This is a genomic window from Peribacillus sp. NPDC097895, from assembly GCF_050277555.1.
GTDB lineage: Bacteria > Bacillota > Bacilli > Bacillales > DSM-1321 > Peribacillus.
This window is the reverse complement of record NZ_JBNNSH010000001.1, coordinates 400,453-420,612: the sequence shown is the minus strand read 5'-3', so window position 1 is coordinate 420,612 and position 20,160 is coordinate 400,453. Positions and strand designations below refer to the sequence as shown.

The following is a 20,160-nucleotide window of genomic DNA, read 5'->3' as shown; positions in this document are numbered from 1 at the left end:
TAAGTTACAGATACGGGGGGAAAACGATGAACGAAAATAGCTATACCAATTATGCCGAGCTTCAGCAAAACGAACAAGAATCCACCGATTACCGCATCACCGTTTACCACAGGAACCCGGATATTGCGATCCTGGCTATACATGGCGGGAATATCGAACCAGGTACTGGTGAAATTGCTGCTGCCTTTGGAGAAAGGCTTGGTGCCAGCACCTATCTTTTCGAAGGTCTGAAACCAAGCGGTAACAAAGTCCTCCATATAACATCCAACTTTTTCAATGAACCCATAGGGGTTTCAATGGCTGCGGATTCACTGACAAACCTCTCCATCCATGGACACTGCGACGTACATAACGTCCTCGTTTACATCGGAGGGAGAAATGAAACCTATAAGAAGTTGATTTTACATTCCCTGAATGAAGCTGGATTTCAAGCTGAGTACGCGCCACAGCACCTTTCAGGCACGAATGAAAACAATATCACAAACATATGTAAAACGGGTGCAGGCGTTCAATTGGAACTTTCCACTAAGCTTAGAAAAAGCCTGTTCAAGGATGATGACTTTACCAGTAAAAACAGGGTCAATCGATCGGATCTTTTTCACCGTTTCGTCCGCGCCCTTGAAAAAGCGACTTTGAAATATAAACAGCGCGAATGAACTTCCTACGTTTAACAAAAGGACGCCAGAAGCATGCAATGTCTTATACCCATTCTTTTTAGTTCAAAAGATTTGACCGAAGCTTTCGAACTTCTCGGCAAAATATGCTGACTCAAGGTTGGAGATATGAACGCCAGCTTTTTCCGTTGTATGGAGAAAACGGCCATCGCCTAGATATATGCCTACGTGGGTCACACCTATTCTTGCACCTGTATCCCTAAAGAACACTAAATCCCCTGCCTTTGGATTTTCAATTTTCGGGAGCAATGAGAAGTAGTTCGCTGCGGAACCGCGTTTTACTGAAAGTCCCTGCTCCTTCATGACCCAATAGATGAATCCGCTGCAATCCATGCCAAGCATCGGATCATCTTCCCCGAAAACATAGGTGAATCCTCTTAGTGTGTAGGCGTACTTAATGACATCATAGGCTTTATCATAAGAAGCTTCTTGTTTTACATAGAACGGATACAAAGGGTTGCTATAAAGTTGAAGATACTGTCCTTTCATCAAGTCATCTGTCGGCAGGGCATTACGACTTTTAATCGTATTTATGGATGTATTGTATCTTTCTGCAATGCTTATTAGCGTTTCCCCGTTTTGGACAATATGCTCTCCTTTAGGAGTGTATGTTTTATATGCCATTTGGTATCTTGCATAGTAATTTTCTGTGCTAGACCTCACCTGAACCGTTTCTGCACCGTATCCAGCATTGACAAATTGGTCATTGCCGAGATAGATACCTGCAGTCACGACTTTTGAACTATCCCTTTCCAAAAAGAATATGATATCTCCGGTTTTCGGATTGGCTGTATCCATCCCTTGCTTATAAAAACCATCCACTGTCAAACGGTCGATGGGTACATTTTGCTGGGAAAGCACCCAATGAATCAATCCGCTGGAATCAAACCCTGTTGCTGGCGTCTCTTCTCCAGCAGTCTTTTTAAATCCTATAAAAGATTTCGCATAGTTCGCAATTTGTTTTCCTCTCTCCGACCACTGATAGACGGAAGGAGTATAGGCATTTTGAGCGATCGTTAACTTCTGGCCCGCATATAACTTTCCATCGGGTAGACCATTCGTTTTCATCAATTGCCAGGACGATATATTATAAGTCTTGGCAATCGATTCTACCGTATCGCCAGTAGTTACAGTATGCAACCGCTCTGCCGCCTCGACCTTTAAGCCAGGTAAAAAAGTGAAACTAACCATGAATACTAATAAAAAGACCATGCTGCTTAATCTTCCTTTAAACATTTTACCCCTTCCTTTATACTGAAACTATTTCAATCAATTCCCAGTCAAAACACTCCATTATACGAAAGCCCAACAAGCTTTCATGTCATTCCTTTATACTAAAAAACAACAAATGACCATGCCTAAATACTTACCATCACCAGTAATATCGGTGAATCACTTTAAACTTTTAACCTATTTTCTATAAAATAATTATTCTCCCTCTATAAAACGATTCAAAACAAATCATTGTACCTGCACATTATACTTCCGCTAAAAAAATGGTAACTTTTCAACCGTTTCCATTTCCTCGGAATCCTACGACCAATGGTATCCATCGCTAAATACCGAATGCCCTAAAACATGAAATGCCATCGTTATCGGTTTTGAACTCGGTCATGATAAAGTTGTACATATGCGGCTCGCTCTTTTTGTCAGAGCCTTTCGATATTGGAGTGATCATCTTGATAAAAATGACAGATAAAGCCCAGCAGGTAATTAAGGACAGGCAACAAAACTTGGAAGAGGAAACGTATTTGAGATTTGGTGTAAACAGACCTTGTTGTAACCAGATGAACTACTCATTAACCCTGGCACGAACTAAAAAGGAGCAAGAGGAAGTGCTCGTTTTACACGATATTAAAATTTTAATCGATCCATCGGACTCCCATTTTACAGATCTGACGGAGATTGATTTCGAAGGCGATGGATTTATAATCAGAAACCCGAACCCGTTGGTATCACCCATCATCTAGTAGACGAAAAAAGGGGAAAGCTTAAACAGCTCTCCCCTATTTCTATGAATCTATGGCATATACACGGTTTTAATATGTGCAAGCTTCAAAAACATTTGATCCCCGCCAGCTGTCGTTAACTCCACTAAATTGTTTTCAACCTCTTTAAGCACTCCAATCTTCATGGGGTCCTCTCCCCCATTAAAAACGACAAGCTTTCCTGCATTTTTCTTTAATTGCTCTTCCAAGGAACGAAGCATTGGCCCCCGAGAAGGATTGGCGGGAAAACTCTCACTATTGAGGGTATAGGGCGTGGCATTTTGATTATATGGAGTAAGCCATTTAAGGTGATGCAGCGATATATACATCGTTTTATATACTGGCGAGTAGAAGGCAATGTAATCATTTAAAACATTGGTGATATAACCGTGTAAAGGGGCCTGTCCCGCAACTTGGAGTTCTAAAAAAAATCCTTTTGCATTCATCAGCGTTTTTCGATAGGAAATGGAGGCCACCTCTTCCATCATGGGGGATTCTATAGGATATCTGATATCGTCATCAATCTCAGAACTTAGATTGAAACTTTGGACATGCAGCATTGGAAAGTATAAAAACCGCTGTCCATTGAACAATACCAGAATATCCGTGCTCAGATCAGTTAGAATTCCTTTGAACGTTGTTTTTCCAGAGAGTTGAACATCAATCTGTTTACCCAGTAATGCAACTGCATCACTCATTACTATCTCCTCCTAGGGGTTAATCAGTTAAAAATCATATGCACCCAATAGAACAATAAGAGCAGTGTCACCACTGTTGATATTGGTATGACTATCAGGGATACGCTTAAATAATCTTTCCACTTTATTTTCATTTTATTTTGTTTCAGGATATGCATCCAGATCAGTGAGGCAAGAGTACCGATGGGCAATAGCAATGAGCCCATGTCACTACCAATTATATTAGCGAGGTAAATGGTTTTTAAGGTGATGGGATCAAGTCCCATCTCAGTTAAGGTAATGGTACCTATCATTAGCGCTGGATGATTGTTGAAGATGTTTGATAGAAGCGAAACTAATCCTCCCATGATAAAACTTGCACTCAGTAATCCTCGGTTTACAATCGGTTCACATATCTCAACGAGCACGGCTGTAAGCCCTACATTATGGAGACCATAAATGATGACATACATGGAGAATGCGAATATCAGGATTTTCCAAGGGGTCTTTTTTAAAATATCGACTGGATTGGTCCGTAAATGATACCATCTCCAGACCAGCAAAGATAAAGACCCTAGTACTGCAACCCATTCGATCGGAATGGAAAAATAAGAAGCGACAAAGAGTAAACAGCGCACCACAAACACATAGAGTAATACTTTCAACATGAATCTAGTGCGTTGCTTTTTTGTTTCAACCGTCATTTTCCCCTTTAAGGGGTGGAAATTCTTAGTGAAGAAACTTTCCTCTATGTCGTAAGAGATATTGGGTAATTTCTTGGGCAATTTTTTCTTGACCACCATGAACATCAACCATGACATAAAGATCAACCCCAGAGTTGCGGGTACAAACATCATGGCAGTATGCATATAAAGCGTCATATGCACAATTTTCAATGCGATTAAATTAACGATATTACTCACGCCGATAGGCGCGCTGGAAGCAGTCGCAATCAACGCTCCACTCAAAAGATACGGGATGGCTTGATGCGACTTCAATCTGAGGTTTTTCAGAAGCAAGATCAAGATGGGTGTCGTAATCATGATGCTACCGTCGTTATTGAATAACAGAGTCATTAAAAAGCATAATAATTGAATGTACCAATATAGGCGGTATCCAGATCCTTTAGCCATGATGGATAGTCTTGCAGCCGCCCAGTGAAAAAAACCGAAGCTTTCCAGGATGACCGCCATCACTATCGTTGCCATGATGGTGATCGATGCTCCTCCGATTTTGTTGATGATATCCCAAATATCACTATGGGATACTGTACCAGTCAGTAAAATGATTCCTGCACCAATTGAAGCTGGCCATGCTTCATTTAATCCTCCTGGCCTCCATAATACAACTATCATTGTCATGACGAACACAAAAATAGTCATTCCAATCTCGAAATTCATGTTGTTCTCCCCTTTTTGGGCCTTGAGACATTGGACCCTACTTGTCCGATTGATATATATATATTCCCTTTTGTAAAAAAAGCACGGGATACTTGACCAGACTTTCTAAATTGTACCTTTGTCCTTCTAGTGAAAATGTCCCCTAAAGAGAGATGCGCATTGCCAGCAAGCATGGTTTAGTGCCTATTAAATGATAAAATGGCTCCCTTTGCTCCGTACACTGAACTCCCAATACAAAAAAAGAGGAAACCACTTTAGTGGCGTCCCCTTTTGCAAAAAGCGTATATTCGTTACTCTAATTCTTTATCTGGAATTCCTCCAGCGTATTTTCCAAATCATTTATTAACTGTGTGAGCTGCAGGGTATATTGCGCAAGTTCATTGGATGAAGCAGCTTGTTCTTCCATCGATGATGCAATTTCTTCGGATGAAGCCGTTGTTTGCTGAGATACGGCGGTTATTTCTTCTATAACTTTAACTACCGTTTCTTTTTGTTGATTGATGCTTTCAATGGATCGTTTTTCTTCAGTTATCGAATTGGATATCCTCTCAACGGAATCCTCCAGCTCTTTCATGGCTTCACTTACCGTCATCACGGCATTTTTCTGATCCTTGCTGATTTGATTCGTTTCATTGGTCGTTTTTAACAGTTCCTCTGTATCTTGCAGAATGCTTTGGATGATTGCTTGAATGTTTTTTGTAGCTTCCTTTGAATCATCAGCCAAGCTCCGCACTTCATTTGCTACAACAGCAAACCCTTTGCCGGACTCACCTGCCCTTGCCGCTTCTATCGATGCATTCAAAGATAACAAGTTGGTTTGTTCTGATATTTTCGATATGGCATTCGTGACATCGGAAATGGTTTTTGATTTTTCTACAAGTTTCAAGCTCATGCTAGTGACTGCCGTAAACGCCAACTCCAATTTCTGATAAGTAGTTTCCAAGCCACTGACCTGCTGTTTCCCTGATTCTATTTTTTCAGAAGCCTGTTCCAAAACGGATTGGGTCTCTCTGGATTGTTGTGATAACCCATCGATTTCTTCACTTAGTACCTGAATGGTGCTTGCCCCATGTTCCACTTGTTCAGATTGATTCGATGCGCCAGCCGCAATCTCTTCTATCGCGCGTGAAACATCCGTAATGGCGGCACTATTTTCAGCAGCTATTTGACTTAAGCCGGCATTGGCATTTGTCACCGATTCCGCATTGTCGTTTACCTTGGCAACCAATCTTCTTAATTTCCCCAGCATCGAGTTATAACTTTTGCTTAAGTCCCCAAACTCATCATTGGTTTTAATGGAAAATTCGGTCACTAAATCCCCATTCGCCGTCTTTTCTATGATTTTTTGGAAGTCGACCATGATTTTCGTTAACTTCCCTGCTAGATAAAGAGCACATACCGTCCCGAATAAAAGACCCAAAATACCTGATATCACTACGATTCTATTAATGTCATCCAGCTTGGATTGCAGTATTTTGTCTGGAGTGAGCGCCAACACCTTCCAGTTCACTTCAGGAACCGTTCCCCATTCACCTGTATAATCTTCATTATCCAACGTCAAGGATTGACTTGTCTCAGCAGCTCCATTATAAATGTCAGCCACCCACTTGAACTCCGAATTAAATCGGGCAGTATCGGAAATGAAATCCTCCACCCCCTCTTCCTTTCCGCTTTTTTCAGGGTTCATATTCTTTCCATCCATATCTTTCATGAAGGAACTCACGATAAAACCTTGAGAATCCAAGATTACCAAATTACTAGTAGAGTCGTTTTCGATATTGGCCCTCATTTTTCCAATTGTAGAGAGGTCAATATCATAACCGAGAGCACCTGCCATTTTTCCGTCTGATAAAACGGGAGTGACTACGGAAGTCATGATCGTCCCTGAAACACTATCCTTATACACGTCCATCCATTTCGTTTCTGGTTTTTCTGTTAGCTGTGTATAAGTTTTGGTCTCCCGGGCATCCTGATTGAAATCCATATGGGGAGAAGCATATAAGGAACCATCCGATCCATCCATATAATAAACCGAAATTAAATCTTCATTGTTCGTTTGAAATGCCTTTAACGTTTGTTGGATATCCTTGATTGAATCTCCATTCTTTATCTGATTGGAGATTAGCTGGGATAATTGCTCAAGCGATTTTTCATATGTGGCCATGCTTAAATTGATTTGTGCCGCAGCATTTTGTGCCGAGCTTTTGTTGAGGGATATACTATCATCCTTAAAGATGGAAGTTACCTTCACCCCCATTATCGAAACGGAAACGACTATAGCGAGAAAAACGGATATACATATAAACAATATCCATTTTACCCGGATCGATATCCTTCTTTTTACTTTTTCTTTCTTGTCAGCCACTGAACTTCCCATTAATAATTTCCCCCTTTATTTGCTGCGGAAGCTTCTGCTTCCCTGTTTGATAACAAAGATTTAATCTATGCCAAAATGGATCCTTCCTTAATTAAGGTCACTTACTTTATTTTTCCACATAAACATACTATATACCTATTTTATCATTGTCAATTACAAATAAAGATAAAAGTCATAGGCCCTAAGATGTTCCTATGCACAAAAAACACCGTTCGTATTCCAAACGGTGTTTAAATCGCCTATATTTAAGACATTTTCTAACCAAATACCTTTATCTATAAGTTTATATTCCTCTGATCATTTTCCATATTTTCATGATTCTTTTACAATTATTTTTGCAGACTTCAACCAAAATGACTCTATTGGTCGAAATCGACGGTTATGAAATCAGAAAAGTGGATAGCATTGATGATTTCAAAAAAAGCCCTTGGATTCTTTAGAATCAAGGGTTTCTCTTGGGTAATAATAGGTTTAATGCAAGAATTAGCGTAATGCTCCAGCTAAGCTTTCTCCGAATTCTTTGGCGCCATCCGGTCCATCACCAGTGATGATATCATCATGTGCAACGACATGTTGTTCAACATATTCAACGGAATTAGCTTTCAATTCGTTAATTTGAACATCAACTGGGTAACAAGCAGCTTTTCGGCCAGAAAGCAAACCTGTTTTCGCTACAGTTACAGATCCTGCACATATTCCCGTTACAAGGACTTTTTGCTCATGAGCTTGTTTCAAATAGCTTTGTAATTCCAGGTTACCCCATAGATGGTCGTTCGTACCGGATCCTCCAATTACGGCCACTGCATCAAAATCACTGACTGAAACGTCAGAAAAGATCACTTCAGCCATTGCCTTTCCTTGATAGTCACCAGTAATTTCTCCTATTTTCGTACTCGCTATCGTTACTTCCACTCCTGCATTTTCCAAAACTTCTTTAGGCTGAAATAATTCATCTTCATTAAAACGTTCTGGTGGTATAATTAGTAAAGCTTTTTTACTCATATAAATTGCCTCCTATAATTCAATTGTCTGTATGACTATTCATATTGTATCGCTGCTTTTCGGCGCCGGGAAGAACGCACTTTAATGTGCGGAGGTTACCTAGAGGTTACTGTTAAATAAAAAAGGAGTTAAAGTCCATGTCAGAAACATTAAGAGATGAAATCAAAGAAAAGATCTTAAACGGCCATTATAATTGCGAAAAAGAGCTTACGTTATCCATATTCAGCGGTAAATGGAAAATCGTCATTTTATGGCATTTAGGTGTTGAAGGTACACACCGATTCAGTGACCTTCAAAGACTTTTCCCAAAAATATCACATAAAATCTTAACGAATCAATTGCGGGAACTTATGGAAGATGGCATCGTTCACCGGGAAGTTTATCCTGAAGTCCCTCCAAAAGTCGAATATTCCATGACCGAACTTGGCATGACCTTGCTCCCAATCGTTGAAATGATGTATGAGTGGGGAAAAACCAGAATGAATGAAATCAAACAAGAAATGCATGCAAGTGAAAATGATTTGAATAAATAAGGTATAAAAACGGACCGACAATGATGATATGTCGGTCTGTTTATTTCAAAGCTGATCAGTTCCATTGAAAAACGATATTTCATTTTTTATCTGGCTTGGTGTAATGCTGACCAATGACACCTATTATTAATACGATGATCGAAATGACACTGTATTCTTTAAAAAAGGATGTGAACGGAATGTCCATAAATAAAAACACCGCCGTAACGATTCGTCCCAATAATAGAATCAATCCGATTATTACCATCCAATTAAATACTTTCCCCAAAAAATCCATGTTATCCTCCTTAAGCATTCTATTGATGTCTTATGCAGGTTTCATTTGATGTTCCTGATACGCCCCTTATAATCTGATAACTGAAGCCGCCCTATCCAATCTCATTATACAAGACACTTCATGAAGAAATGGACAAGTCATTGGGTTAACCGCTCAATTTCTCATGGCGTTTACTGTAACATCACTTGGGTTTCTGCATCGGCTTTCCAGCAAACACCCCATTCAATTTAACTACTTTTTCTAAATGCAAAAAAAACACAAGCTATTTGCCTGTGTTTAGAATAAATGGATTAGTTAAACTATTGGGTCATTAAAACCGGGTTCATACCACTTTTCACACTATCAAAAGTCACAAGGCTCAAGGATTTTTTTCAAACGCACGCATTCTCACATTTCATGCATCAATCCGTTTGACGGCGTCCATATATTCCTTATGCCGTTGTTCCCATTCATCCATTGGAAAGTCCTTATAATGACCATCCAATAAATCACTTAACATCTCAAGGCAAACATGCCAGCCTGCCAAATCTTTTGCTGTATGGTCATTCACTGGTCGGATCGATTCTTTCAATACTAATAAGCATCCATCCTCTTCAGGGGATACCTCGAAACGAACCCATCCGTCCCCCCATTCAAAATCTAAAACGGAAAATTCCTGGAAGTCCCTTATCTTCATATTAAACGATTCCCCTGTTCCATCATTCATATTGAATAGGATGGTCCCTTTATTTCGAAGGTCCTTCATTTCCAGGTTTGACATCCATTTTTCCACCTTATCATTCTCCGTTAACGCACCCCATACCTTCTCCATTGAATGGCAAAGTGGACGATCGAATCTTGCGATAATCCCATTTCCATCTTTTTCGATTACAGCTTGCATTTAAATTCCTCCTCATTCTATTCGTTCACATGGATATGACTTTTTTCAAAAAAAACGGTCGAATCGAATTCACTGCTTTCCCCTCATTTATACCATTCTTTGCGTTTGGCTAAAGAAGTAATATGCGCAAGATGATGGCGGCCGTGCCACGCATAAATGCCTATATTTTCACCAACCGTCACCTCTCCTGAATCAGGATGGATGAATGTTCGGCTCAGGTCGTCAGCATGAAGGCCCGATAAAAGTTTACACAAGCGGATATGTACACTTTCAAGAAGGGATAGAGAAATTTCAATCGGCAAATCATTATCAGGCAGCTCTGCCCATTGCCCCTCCTCGTACGGTTTAATGACTGGGCTTTCTTCCGTAAGGGCCAATTTGAAGCGAATATACGCATTCATATGGCTATCGGCAACATGATGCACCACTTGGCGGACCGTCCATCCTCCAGGACGATAAGCTGTATCAAGCTGTTCATCATCCATGTTACTTACCGCTTCCCGCAGCATCCCAGGCAAAACTTCAATCTCCTTGATCCACCCCTCGGCTACACCACTAGTCATTTCCCCATCAAACTGAAACTTTCCAATCGGGTATCTTAAATCCATCTTCATTCCCCCTTGATGTTCAATAAAAATAGCACCCATATTACATTCTTTATATCGGCTGATAAATCCTTTAAACCCGCAATTCCTTCTTGGTTAAGCCATCTTAAATTTGATCAAATCGCATTTTAAAATCGAAGTTCTGATAATGGCTAACCCGAATGTAATCTGCACTTTCCTTTTTAAAGCGTTCGATTGGCCCCCGCTGGATATGTTTCTTCAACTGTTAAGCGATCCTGAAAACCCGTTTCTTGAACCTGTACCCCGAATCAGATACTTCCCTCCGTTCGGTCGATGACGATTTCCCCAGAACGTAAGCTCTTAAAATGAAAGTACCAAAAATTCACCAATAGGAATATTAATCCATTTCATTATGACGTATACTATTTCCACATTTAGCAACCATAAACAAATGAATAGTATGTTCATCAATATCTTTTAAACAAAGCATTCAACAATGGAAATGGGGATAGGATACCTTGAAAAAAATTAGTTCAATACAAACCTTAAGTATTTTCTTTTTATCCATTGGCCTTCTTAATCATGTTATTTTGATCCCTTTCCTTCTTTCTACCGGCGGAAGGGATTCTTGGTTTTTCTCTCTCCTTTCTATTTTGCTGATACCAATTTGGGTCTACATATTATCTCGGATAATCAAGAATATGAATAATGAATCACTGAACCATTGGCTTGAAAGTAGATTTGGAAAACCTATTAAAAATATCGTTTTATTCTGTATTGTGATCTATCTAATAAGCCTAGTATTGGCCACCACCAAGGAAACGATTGATTGGATCACTACAAGTTTTCTTTTTGAGACCCCAAGTTTAGCCATTATCATTCCGTTTACCCTGCTATGCATATTCTTGGCCCATTCTGGCATTCGTTCCATTGCCATCAGTTCTTCTGTATTATTGCCCGTTGTCGTTATTCTTGGCATTTTTGTTGCGACTGGAAATATTCCGACTAAAGACTATAGCCACCTTCTGCCTCTTTTTGAAAATGGTTATTTTCATGGCATAAAAGCCTTCCAGTATTGTGGATATGGATTAGCCGAACTGATTTTACTAGTCTTTTTTCAGGAGAAACTTTCGGATACACTCAGTCGCAAAGTTTTGGTTTTCTTATGTCTTGGGTTAGTGTTTCTGCTTCTTGGACCATTAACGGCTGCCATTGCTGAGTTTGGGCCCACCTTAGCCGAAGTCATGAGGTACCCCGCTTATGAACAATGGCGGCTGCTTACGATTGGTAAATATATCGAGCATACAGATTTCTTTTCCATTTATCAATGGCTTGCCGGTGCCTATATGCGCGTTTCCCTAGCGTTATTCTTAATCACGGAAGTCTTTAAAGGAAAAACTAACAATATGAAGCTCGGAATCCTGTTCTCAGTCGGTTTTCTTATGGTAGTCATATCCATCGTACCATTCAGTAACTTCAAGTTCTTGCATGTAAGTCAAACTTTTTATTACCCTGGTGCTTTTTATTTCCTTTTACTTTTGTCCACCATCTTGTTTATCGGCACTTTCATTCGTTCTAAGGAGGGTAAAAAACATGAGAATGAAACGATTCAAAAATGAGCCAGCCCTGCCTGAATTAAGGGAGGAGACATTTCGGGAGTTATTTAGTGCAAGTTCAGATATCATATTTGACACAATCTATATCGGAGAAACCGAAAGACCCATTCCTGCCCTTATCTTTTATTGCTCGGGTTTGGCCGATATCAGCTTATTGAATGAAGGGATTTTGGAAAAGTTAAACAAAATGATGGAATTGGATGAGAAAATCGGTGCGGAAAACGCCATAAACAAGTTAAACCCCTTGATCGATTTGACGAAAGTAACGATCGATCGGGAATTCATTAGCGTACAGCAGCTGATTTTCTCGGGGAATGCCTTATTATTCATACCGTCCACCCAAAAGCTATTTTCAATAAATTTGTCCGATGTTCCTAATAGGCAACCTGAGGAATCTTCTTTCGAAGTCTCCGTAAGAGGTCCAAGGGATGGGTTTGTTGAGGACTTATCCATAAATACAGCTTTAGTCAGAAAGCGTCTAAAAACAAAATCGCTAGCCTATGAAGATTTTATAGTGGGCAGGCGCAGTCAAACGAAAGTCGCACTGATGTACATGGATGACATCATTAATAAAGAACTTGTCACACAAGTAAGGTCCAAGATTAACTCCATCGATATTGATGTATTGGTTAGCAGTCAACAATTGGAGGAATTGATCTCAAACAGTAAATTCAGTATATTTCCACTCACTCATTATACGAGTCGCCCTGATTTTGCAGTGGAAGCGCTCAATCAAGGAAGATTTATCCTGATCGTCGATGGTATGCCAACAATAATAGTGGCTCCTTCTACATTATTGCTTCAAATCAAAACCGCAGAAGATTCGAACCTTCCTTATTTGTATGTAAGCATTGAGCGACTTCTTCGTTTTTTGGGGCTTGGGATCACCATTTTATTACCAGGATTTTGGATATCCATTTCCGCTTTCAACATTGAACAGGTACCGTTTCCGTTACTAGCCACCATTACCCTTTCAAGGCTAGGTCTCCCCTTATCCGCCACCATGGAATTCATTCTCATGCTCATTTTATTTGAACTATTCCGTGAATCCGGAGTCAGGTTACCTAAAGCGGTTGGGCAGACAGTTGCCGTTGTGGGCGGTCTCATTGTCGGTGATGCCGCGATAAGGGCAGGACTCACCTCACAAACCATGCTTGTGGTCACTGCAGTAACTTCTGTCGCATCTTATACGCTTGTAAACCAGTCGCTAACAGGCGCCGTCACCATCCTGCGTACGTTTGTGTTGTTGCTCAGCTGCATATATGGAATCTATGGCTTGATAATCGGTTTACTTTCGATTGTCACTTTATTATCCAGACTTGAATCATTCGGGGTTTCATATATCGGCGGAACAAAACCACCTAGACTCACAAAAATCCTGGATGCATTCATAAAGAGGCCATGGAATTCCATGAGTAAGCGATCCTTGGCCGCCAATGATAAGACAAGAAAGGGGCAGTAAGATCATGTTCCGCATCTATAAAATGTTGTTGATCATTCCTTTAATCCTTTTACTTTCGGGTTGCTGGGATGAAAAAACGATACAGGACTTCCATTATATAACGGCTATGGGCATTGACTACAAAGATGGGGAATATATCGTTTATGCGCAGCTAGTTGACTTCGCTGCTGTAGCTAAAACGGAAGCGAAGCCGACTGAAAATCCCCCCGTATATGTAGGAAAACAAAAAGGCCGTTCCATCTCGAGCGCCATAAATCAACTTATGCGAAATACTCAACAAGCTCTCTATATAGGTCATGTCTCCACATTTGTAATCAGTGAAAATGTGTTGAAGCAACAAAGCACTGAAATAGTCGATTATATTTATAGAAACCAATTACTTAGATACTCAGCTAATATTTTTGGCACAAAAAGTTCCCTGGATGAGCTTTTCTCCATAAATGGTTATTTTAATTTGTCACCTTTATACACAACATTATATTTACCGGAAGATATCTATCGGAACCGATCATTCATTCACCCCATAACGGTCCAGAGGTATTATTCAAATCAACGGGAAAAATCATCAACCACCATCTTACCTACCATTACTTGGAACGATAAAGCATGGAAAGAAAAAGATAAAAACCGAAAAAACCTTTATATGGATGGTGCTTTTGTCATTTACTATAAAGTGTCCCAACCCTGGTTCTCGGAAAATGAATTGAGCGGTGTACGCTGGCTCACAAAAAGAACCAACAGAACTCCCGTAACCATTAACTTGAACAAGCAAGACATCTATGCTTCTTTCTCGCATCCGTATCATAAAGTAAGACCTGTTTTCAAGAATGGCAAGTACAAGTTTGATATTGAAGTCGTCGTAAATGGTAAAATTCTAGGACTTGATACACAAATGGACATCGAAACAATCAAACGAAAATTCGAAAGTGAAATAAAAAGAGAAATCCAAACAACCTTTAAGACTGGGATTGAAAAGAACTCAGATCCTTTAAGCTTAGGAAAAATCCTCTATATTAAAGAGACAAAATACTGGAAAAAAAATCATATTAAAGAGCCGGTCGATTTCCTGGACAAGGATTCAATTAATCATATCAACGTAAAGGTACACATCCTGAACACCGGCGGTTTAGAAGCTAAACCACTACGTTAATGAAGTTATCTGAATTCTCGAGCAGTTGTTCAAACTCATGAGTTTAATGCTCACTCTCTCAAGTAATGCTAATGTAACGACTTTAGAGGATGGGGCCATACTAGGCTCCATCCTGAATTTTTTGGCTTTTTATTTAGTATTGGGACATGTAAAAAATATAACCTGATATGTCATATTGTATGAATAAATGTTAAATTAAGAGTATTCCAACAATTAGGAGGGGCACATATGAGCATTCAGAAGGCTACATTACATGAGCTCGAATCTCTAACAGAACTTTTTGATTTATACAGAGTGTTTTATGAGCAAATATCTGATTATGATCGTGCAAGGGAGTTTTTAAGAGAAAGGCTGACAAATGGAGAGTCTGTGGTTTTCATGGGGGTTGATGAAGGGCAACCTGTTGGTTTTGTCCAATTATATCCTGCATTTTCATCTGTGAGCATGATGCGGTCATGGATACTGAACGATTTATTCGTGAAGGAGTCGGCCCGCAAAAAAGGATTTGGCGAGGGGTTATTGAACGCAGCCATCAATTTCGCACGAGAAACAGGTGCCAAAGGGGTATCCCTCGAGACAGGTAAGGATAATGTAAACGCACAAAAACTTTACGAAAAAATTGGTTTCGTCCGAGAATCGAATCATTTCTATCATTTCACCCTTTAACATAAAAAAGTGTAGGGAACATGTCTCCCTACACTTGGATGCTATTTTTCTAGCAAATTAATTATTTAGCAGTTTCCATGCTGGCTTGAATTTCTTTAATTAGAAGTTCCGCACCTTCAGCGCTAAGAATTAATTTACCGTCAACAAGTTTCATATTGTCATCGGATGTTTCACCTGTTACCTGACAAGTCATGTTTGGTTTATATTTTTGAAGAATGATACGCTCTTGTTCTACATAGATCTCCAAAGCATCTTTCTCATTAATTCCTAATGTACGGCGTAATTCAATTGGAATGACTACGCGTCCTAATTCGTCAACTTTACGTACTATACCTGTAGATTTCATATTCTATTTACCCCACTAATTTTCTTTCGAATGTTCACTTATATATTTCGTCACCATTCGACATTATTTGCACTTCTATTAAGATACCACTCCCTGCCATATTCGTCAATTCTCGTATCTTCGTATATTATCTGCCTTTATATGATTTTTATATTACATGTCAATAACCCCTTCATAAAACGCTTCATAACAGCATTCCTGGACATTCATCATGGGATTTATTGGTAGTGTCATTGTATTAATCTCATCTCATCGCTTCCATTCTGTATTCACCCACGATAAATCTTACTCATGCCGATTGATGAAGAAGGAAATTTACGGGTCTAATAGAATCCTATTGATTTTCTTGTGCATTTGAAGGACAATTTAAATTGGCAATTATAATATTTAGAAATTTCATTCTTCTGCTAATCATGCATTGGAACGTGATCCCATTTTTGAATATGATAAACAATGTTTTCACATCATTCATTACTATAAGAAAGCCGAAACGTGCCATACTCAAGAGTCTTGGCTAATTACTGGCTCATAAAACAGTTAGAGGTGAGTCAATTGCGTCCGATTATATTAGGTATTTGTTCTGCTTTCTTTTTTGCATTTACATTCGTATTAAATCAGTCCATGGAGTTGTCTGGTGGAAGTTGGATATGGAGTGCTTCGCTACGGTATATCTTTATGGTGCCTTTTCTTTTGTGTATCGTTTTAAGCAGAAAAAACCTGCTTCCCCTTTTACGAGTGATGAGAGAACGGCCGGGATCTTGGTTGCTTTGGAGTTTTGTAGGATTTGGGTTGTTTTATGCTCCTTTATGTTTTGCATCCGCCTACTCGCCTGGCTGGCTAATCGCTGGCACTTGGCAAATCACGATCATTTCAGGCGCTTTACTTGCCCCGCTATTTTTTGAAAGTGCCCAAACGAAAGATGGAATCGAAAGGCAAAGAGGGAAGGTTTCCGTGAAAGGCCTCCTCATGTCTATGATCATTCTGCTTGGGATCATCCTGATGCAATTGGAACACACCAAACATATTTCATTAGCCACTCTCTTGTTAGGAGTGATTCCAATCGTCATCGCCTCGTTTGCATACCCTTTGGGGAATCGCAAAATGATGGAAGTTTCTGAAGGACGTTTAGATGCCTACCAACGTGTATTGGGGATGACTTTGGCAAGTTTGCCATTCTGGTTATTGCTTTCATTATATGGTTTCTTTACGGTTGGGGCGCCGACGAAGATGCAAAGTTTTCAATCCCTTTTGGTCGCACTATTTTCTGGTGTCATTGCCACGGTCCTTTTTTTCAAGGCGACCGATCTGGTAAATGGAAATATGCAGAAATTAGCTTCCGTTGAAGCGACACAATCGATGGAAGTCCTTTTTGCCCTTGCCGGCGAATTACTATTTCTATCTTTACCGATCCCTTCTCCTTTATCTTGGTTCGGCATCTTTATCGTGATCATAGGAATGATCTTGCATAGCTATGCGTCACATAAGAAAGAAGGCTCATCCAGAAAACGGACGGCTAGTGCCTAAATAGGAAGCGAAAAAAGCCCCGGATAAGATTTCGGGGCTTTCTTACTTGAAAACAAAACGGACTACGTTCTTTTTTTCCATTGACAGGTCATAATAAATTGATGATTTTTTAGAATGGCAAAAAGCTCACCATTCATTTTTTCCATTAAACTTTTACCTTGAGTAAGTTCAAAAAGTATGTATAATGAAAGGTAATTGTATATGTCAAAGGTTTTCTAGGGTTCCGCAGTGCGTCTTATTGCTGGTCTGGTCCGAGAGAAAACTCACAGCATGCTGTGTCACGGAAGGATAAAAGCCTGGGAGAAACTGTTTAACGGTTATCTCTTGGGCTTTTTTTGTTTTTTTGGTAAAGAATAAAATTGGAGGTGCGATAATTCATGAGCACAAACTGGATTAAAGTATTCATTGCAGCTTTTTTTGAAGTATTTTGGGTAATCGGCTTAAAGCATGCAGATGACTTTTGGACTTGGACTGGAACGGTCATTTCCATCATCATCAGTTTTTATATGATGATAATGGCTGGCCGAAAACTTCCTGTCGGAACGGTATATGCCGTTTTTGTAGGTATGGGAACGGCCGGCACCGTTTTTTCTGAAATCATCTTCTTCGGAGAATCTTTCAAGCTGAGCAAAACGCTATTGATTCTCCTCTTATTATCAGGGGTGATCGGCTTGAAACTAGTGACTGAAGATAAGGTTGAGGAAGGGGATGAAACTTAATGGCTTGGATCTCTTTAATCTTAGCTGGTCTATTTGAAATGTTTGGTGTCGCGATGATAAATAAATTGCATAAAGACCGTAATTGGCAATCCTTGCTGCTGTTACTCATCGGATTTGGAGCAAGTTTTCTATTTCTTGCTTATGCCATGCAAACCTTGCCGATGGGGACGGCTTATGCAATCTGGACAGGAATCGGTGCATCTGGCGGAGCGATAATCGGGATGCTCTTATACGGCGAATCCAAAGATTGGCGAAGGCTCTTATTTATAGCCATGGTCCTTGGCGCAGCAGTTGGATTAAAACTTGTTTCATAAGAATGAGTGAAGGTGATTTTTACTTTGTCTGCAGTAATTCCAGAAAAAAGGAATATGAAACCACTATTAAGGACCATCCTGGACGTATTTTATATAAAAGCTTAGAAATTCAAAGACGACACATATATATGTCCATTATGTGCCGTCTTCTTTTTATTAACTTGAATTAGGTAGAATTTTTTCCGCCTTGGGCGAATTTTTCGAGTGTGAAGTCATTTTATAAAAATTGACCAGCATCCATCTCAGTGGAATCTTTCCCCTTAACCTGCTTTAGCGTAGCTACTATAAGAAAGCTAACAATCACTAATAAGAGCCATGAACTTACCTTTCCTAGATGAACCAGACTCCAAGCTTCGGTTTGGTTTGGGTATTCCCAAGCTCTAAAGAACGTTGCGATATTTTCGGCTATCCAGATAAAAAATCCGATGAGCACAAAAGAAAGGGCGAGTGGCATACGGTAACGAGTACCCTCAACCTCGTATGTGACCCATGATTGCCAAAAGACGATAATGACAAGTCCAGATAACCACCAACGAACATCGATCCAATAATGGTGGATGAAAAAATTCAAATAAATCGCAGCGGCAAGAGGTACAACGACCAAAAACGGTGGCCACTTAACCAGTTCAACCTTTAACCTCCTCCACGCCTGGCAAAGATAACTCGCTACACTTGCGTACATGAATCCACTATATAATGGCACTCCGAAAATTTTGAAATATCCTTCCTCTGGATAAGTCCAGGAGCCCATATGTACCTTGAAAAGTTCAAGTGCAAGTCCAATAAGGTGAAATAAAGTGATAACCTTTAACTCATCCCTTGTTTCAAGCCCAGAACGCACCATCCACCACTGCATCACAAGGCAAATGATGAGCAACCAGTCATACCGTGGCAGGAAGGGGAGCGGAATGAATTTGGTAAAAGCCAAAGAGGCAAAAATAACGACAGGAAACAAACATGATAGGGCCTGCTCCCAACCAAAATGAACGAGTTGTTTTAGTGCTCTCATGATATGTGCCTCCACTTTCGAATGGTTAAATTCATGAGTAATTCCCCTTTTATGAAATCTTTCTTTTCCGTTCAACTATTAATCTCCGGTGTTTTCATCATTTCGGTATTCTAAAATGTCTCCAGGTTGACATTCTAAAGCCTTACAAATCGCTTCTAAAGTTGATAATCGAATCGCTTTTGCCTTGCCGTTTTTCAATATGGAAAGGTTAGCCATCGTTATTCCAACCCTCTCAGAAAGTTCTGTAACACTCATTTTCCTCTTAGCAAGCATCACATCAATATTGATTATAATTGCCATGTTATTCACCTCAGACTATTAAGTCATTTTCTGATTTTATATCGATGGCTTCTTGTAAAAGCCTTTGAAGAACAGCAGCAAAGACTGCAATCACCATTGAAGCAAAAATGACGACCAATCCGATTAATATGATACCTGGGGCATCGTCCATCTCCGCTATCAGGTAAAAGAGCGGCATGCCTACCACATACAAGCCACTGATTGTGATGGCACAATTTTTTATAGTCTTTAAAGATCTTACAGATAATTCCGAGAACGCTTTGTTCTTGTCAATATAGCTTAAAAGTTTAAAGGCTTGATATAGAGCAAAGTAAAATGGTATCGCCGATGCATACAAATCGATTAAAACGAGATATTTCAAAAAAGCCATATCCGGATACAATTCTGCTGCAAACTTCGCTATCTCAGGCACCAAAAAGATGCACAAAGCAAGAACTGGCATTCCAATAAGAATAACAGCTATCTTTAAAAAGGTCGTTGACACTTGTTTCATAAAAAGCACCTCATTTAATTTTTGTCAATTTGAATTTAACACATTTTTTATCGTTTTACAATAAAACATTGTTGTTTTTTATTATATTATTATTGTTAAGCAAATATCCTTTTCATTTTAAAAAAACAAAAAAAGCATTCCTCACTTACAAAGAAATACTCCATAACTTTAAACATGCCATTTAAAA

22 protein-coding genes and 1 riboswitch are annotated in these 20,160 nt (G+C 39.6%); of the genes, 10 read left to right on the top strand and 12 right to left on the bottom strand.

Annotation, left to right across the window (positions count from 1 at the left end; genetic code table 11):
• The first annotated feature begins 26 nt into the window (after nucleotides 1–26).
• A complete protein-coding gene (locus ACQKMH_RS01925) occupies nucleotides 27–656 on the top strand; it encodes a poly-gamma-glutamate hydrolase family protein (RefSeq protein ID WP_427585828.1) in 630 nt (209 codons plus the stop codon).
• Between the two features lie 63 nt (nucleotides 657–719).
• Here ACQKMH_RS01925 and ACQKMH_RS01920 read toward each other — a convergent pair whose 3' ends face one another.
• Nucleotides 720–1,910: an NlpC/P60 family protein gene (locus ACQKMH_RS01920; protein WP_427585827.1), complete on the bottom strand. Its 1,191-nt coding sequence runs from the start codon at nucleotides 1,908–1,910 to the stop codon at nucleotides 720–722.
• 452 nt (nucleotides 1,911–2,362) lie between these two features.
• On the opposite strand from ACQKMH_RS01920, the gene ACQKMH_RS01915 reads away from it, so the two are divergent.
• Entirely contained in the window at nucleotides 2,363–2,644 is a 282-nt protein-coding gene (locus ACQKMH_RS01915) for a HesB/IscA family protein (RefSeq protein ID WP_427587484.1), read from the top strand.
• A gap of 50 nt (nucleotides 2,645–2,694) precedes the next feature.
• Here ACQKMH_RS01915 and ACQKMH_RS01910 read toward each other — a convergent pair whose 3' ends face one another.
• From ACQKMH_RS01910 to ACQKMH_RS01895, 4 genes are all read right to left on the bottom strand, one after another.
• Nucleotides 2,695–3,360: a DUF2642 domain-containing protein gene (locus ACQKMH_RS01910; RefSeq protein WP_427585826.1), complete on the bottom strand. Its 666-nt coding sequence runs from the start codon at nucleotides 3,358–3,360 to the stop codon at nucleotides 2,695–2,697.
• Between the two features lie 23 nt (nucleotides 3,361–3,383).
• Complete coding sequence (locus tag ACQKMH_RS01905) at nucleotides 3,384–4,739, bottom strand: arsenic transporter (protein ID WP_427585825.1); 1,356 nt, start codon at nucleotides 4,737–4,739, stop codon at nucleotides 3,384–3,386.
• Nucleotides 4,740–5,034: 295 nt separating this feature from the next.
• On the bottom strand, nucleotides 5,035–7,116 hold the full coding sequence (locus tag ACQKMH_RS01900) for a methyl-accepting chemotaxis protein (RefSeq protein ID WP_427585824.1): 2,082 nt from the start codon (nucleotides 7,114–7,116) through the stop codon (nucleotides 5,035–5,037).
• Between the two features lie 483 nt (nucleotides 7,117–7,599).
• Nucleotides 7,600–8,118 carry a DJ-1/PfpI family protein gene (locus ACQKMH_RS01895; protein WP_427585823.1) on the bottom strand — a complete coding sequence of 173 codons (519 nt, stop codon included), beginning with the start codon at nucleotides 8,116–8,118 and terminating at the stop codon, nucleotides 7,600–7,602.
• A gap of 137 nt (nucleotides 8,119–8,255) precedes the next feature.
• Here ACQKMH_RS01895 and ACQKMH_RS01890 point away from each other — a divergent pair, with 137 nt between their 5' ends.
• Complete coding sequence (locus ACQKMH_RS01890) at nucleotides 8,256–8,651, top strand: winged helix-turn-helix transcriptional regulator (RefSeq protein WP_230161060.1); 396 nt, start codon at nucleotides 8,256–8,258, stop codon at nucleotides 8,649–8,651.
• 79 nt (nucleotides 8,652–8,730) lie between these two features.
• On the opposite strand, the gene ACQKMH_RS01885 is transcribed toward ACQKMH_RS01890, so the two are convergent.
• The 3 genes from ACQKMH_RS01885 to ACQKMH_RS01875 all read right to left on the bottom strand — a co-directional run bounded on the left by ACQKMH_RS01885 (nucleotide 8,731) and on the right by ACQKMH_RS01875 (nucleotide 10,416).
• Nucleotides 8,731–8,928, bottom strand: coding sequence for a hypothetical protein (locus ACQKMH_RS01885; protein WP_427585822.1), 198 nt, complete (start codon nucleotides 8,926–8,928; stop codon nucleotides 8,731–8,733).
• A gap of 394 nt (nucleotides 8,929–9,322) precedes the next feature.
• Complete coding sequence (locus tag ACQKMH_RS01880) at nucleotides 9,323–9,808, bottom strand: SRPBCC family protein (protein ID WP_427585821.1); 486 nt, start codon at nucleotides 9,806–9,808, stop codon at nucleotides 9,323–9,325.
• 83 nt (nucleotides 9,809–9,891) lie between these two features.
• Nucleotides 9,892–10,416 carry a YfiT family bacillithiol transferase gene (locus ACQKMH_RS01875; RefSeq protein WP_427585820.1) on the bottom strand — a complete coding sequence of 175 codons (525 nt, stop codon included), beginning with the start codon at nucleotides 10,414–10,416 and terminating at the stop codon, nucleotides 9,892–9,894.
• A 476-nt stretch (nucleotides 10,417–10,892) separates the two neighbouring features.
• Here ACQKMH_RS01875 and ACQKMH_RS01870 point away from each other — a divergent pair, with 476 nt between their 5' ends.
• The 4 genes from ACQKMH_RS01870 (at nucleotide 10,893) to ACQKMH_RS01855 (ending at nucleotide 15,268) form a co-directional block, all read left to right on the top strand.
• Complete coding sequence (locus ACQKMH_RS01870; protein WP_427585819.1) at nucleotides 10,893–11,993, top strand: GerAB/ArcD/ProY family transporter; 1,101 nt, start codon at nucleotides 10,893–10,895, stop codon at nucleotides 11,991–11,993.
• Nucleotides 11,968–13,452, top strand: coding sequence for a spore germination protein (locus tag ACQKMH_RS01865; protein WP_427585818.1), 1,485 nt, complete (start codon nucleotides 11,968–11,970; stop codon nucleotides 13,450–13,452). Before ACQKMH_RS01870 ends, ACQKMH_RS01865 begins: the two co-directional genes overlap by 26 nt.
• A gap of 4 nt (nucleotides 13,453–13,456) precedes the next feature.
• Entirely contained in the window at nucleotides 13,457–14,602 is a 1,146-nt protein-coding gene (locus ACQKMH_RS01860; RefSeq protein WP_427585817.1) for a Ger(x)C family spore germination protein, read from the top strand.
• Nucleotides 14,603–14,830: 228 nt separating this feature from the next.
• On the top strand, nucleotides 14,831–15,268 hold the full coding sequence (locus ACQKMH_RS01855) for an N-acetyltransferase family protein (RefSeq protein WP_427585816.1): 438 nt from the start codon (nucleotides 14,831–14,833) through the stop codon (nucleotides 15,266–15,268).
• Between the two features lie 61 nt (nucleotides 15,269–15,329).
• Here the strand turns inward: ACQKMH_RS01855 and ACQKMH_RS01850 are convergent, their stop codons facing one another.
• Entirely contained in the window at nucleotides 15,330–15,614 is a 285-nt protein-coding gene (locus tag ACQKMH_RS01850) for an AbrB/MazE/SpoVT family DNA-binding domain-containing protein (protein WP_230161044.1), read from the bottom strand.
• A 528-nt stretch (nucleotides 15,615–16,142) separates the two neighbouring features.
• On the opposite strand from ACQKMH_RS01850, the gene ACQKMH_RS01845 reads away from it, so the two are divergent.
• The 3 genes from ACQKMH_RS01845 (at nucleotide 16,143) to ACQKMH_RS01835 (ending at nucleotide 18,171) form a co-directional block, all read left to right on the top strand.
• A complete protein-coding gene (locus ACQKMH_RS01845) occupies nucleotides 16,143–17,138 on the top strand; it encodes a DMT family transporter (RefSeq protein ID WP_427587482.1) in 996 nt (331 codons plus the stop codon).
• 204 nt (nucleotides 17,139–17,342) lie between these two features.
• Nucleotides 17,343–17,443: riboswitch (guanidine-I (ykkC/yxkD leader) on the top strand.
• Between the two features lie 72 nt (nucleotides 17,444–17,515).
• Complete coding sequence (locus ACQKMH_RS01840) at nucleotides 17,516–17,857, top strand: DMT family transporter (protein ID WP_427585815.1); 342 nt, start codon at nucleotides 17,516–17,518, stop codon at nucleotides 17,855–17,857.
• On the top strand, nucleotides 17,857–18,171 hold the full coding sequence (locus tag ACQKMH_RS01835; RefSeq protein WP_427585814.1) for a DMT family transporter: 315 nt from the start codon (nucleotides 17,857–17,859) through the stop codon (nucleotides 18,169–18,171). The genes ACQKMH_RS01840 and ACQKMH_RS01835 overlap by 1 nt, the downstream gene beginning before the upstream one ends.
• 217 nt (nucleotides 18,172–18,388) lie before the next feature.
• Here ACQKMH_RS01835 and ACQKMH_RS01830 read toward each other — a convergent pair whose 3' ends face one another.
• The 3 genes from ACQKMH_RS01830 to ACQKMH_RS01820 all read right to left on the bottom strand — a co-directional run bounded on the left by ACQKMH_RS01830 (nucleotide 18,389) and on the right by ACQKMH_RS01820 (nucleotide 19,973).
• Nucleotides 18,389–19,180 (bottom strand): DUF817 domain-containing protein, encoded by a 792-nt coding sequence (locus ACQKMH_RS01830; protein ID WP_427585813.1) that lies wholly within the window; start codon nucleotides 19,178–19,180, stop codon nucleotides 18,389–18,391.
• A 78-nt stretch (nucleotides 19,181–19,258) separates the two neighbouring features.
• Nucleotides 19,259–19,480 (bottom strand): helix-turn-helix domain-containing protein, encoded by a 222-nt coding sequence (locus ACQKMH_RS01825; RefSeq protein WP_427585812.1) that lies wholly within the window; start codon nucleotides 19,478–19,480, stop codon nucleotides 19,259–19,261.
• A gap of 10 nt (nucleotides 19,481–19,490) precedes the next feature.
• The gene (locus ACQKMH_RS01820) at nucleotides 19,491–19,973 is read right to left on the bottom strand and encodes a DUF2975 domain-containing protein (RefSeq protein ID WP_427585811.1); all 483 of its coding nucleotides are present in this window, start codon (nucleotides 19,971–19,973) and stop codon (nucleotides 19,491–19,493) included.
• Between the last annotated feature and the right edge of the window lie 187 nt (nucleotides 19,974–20,160).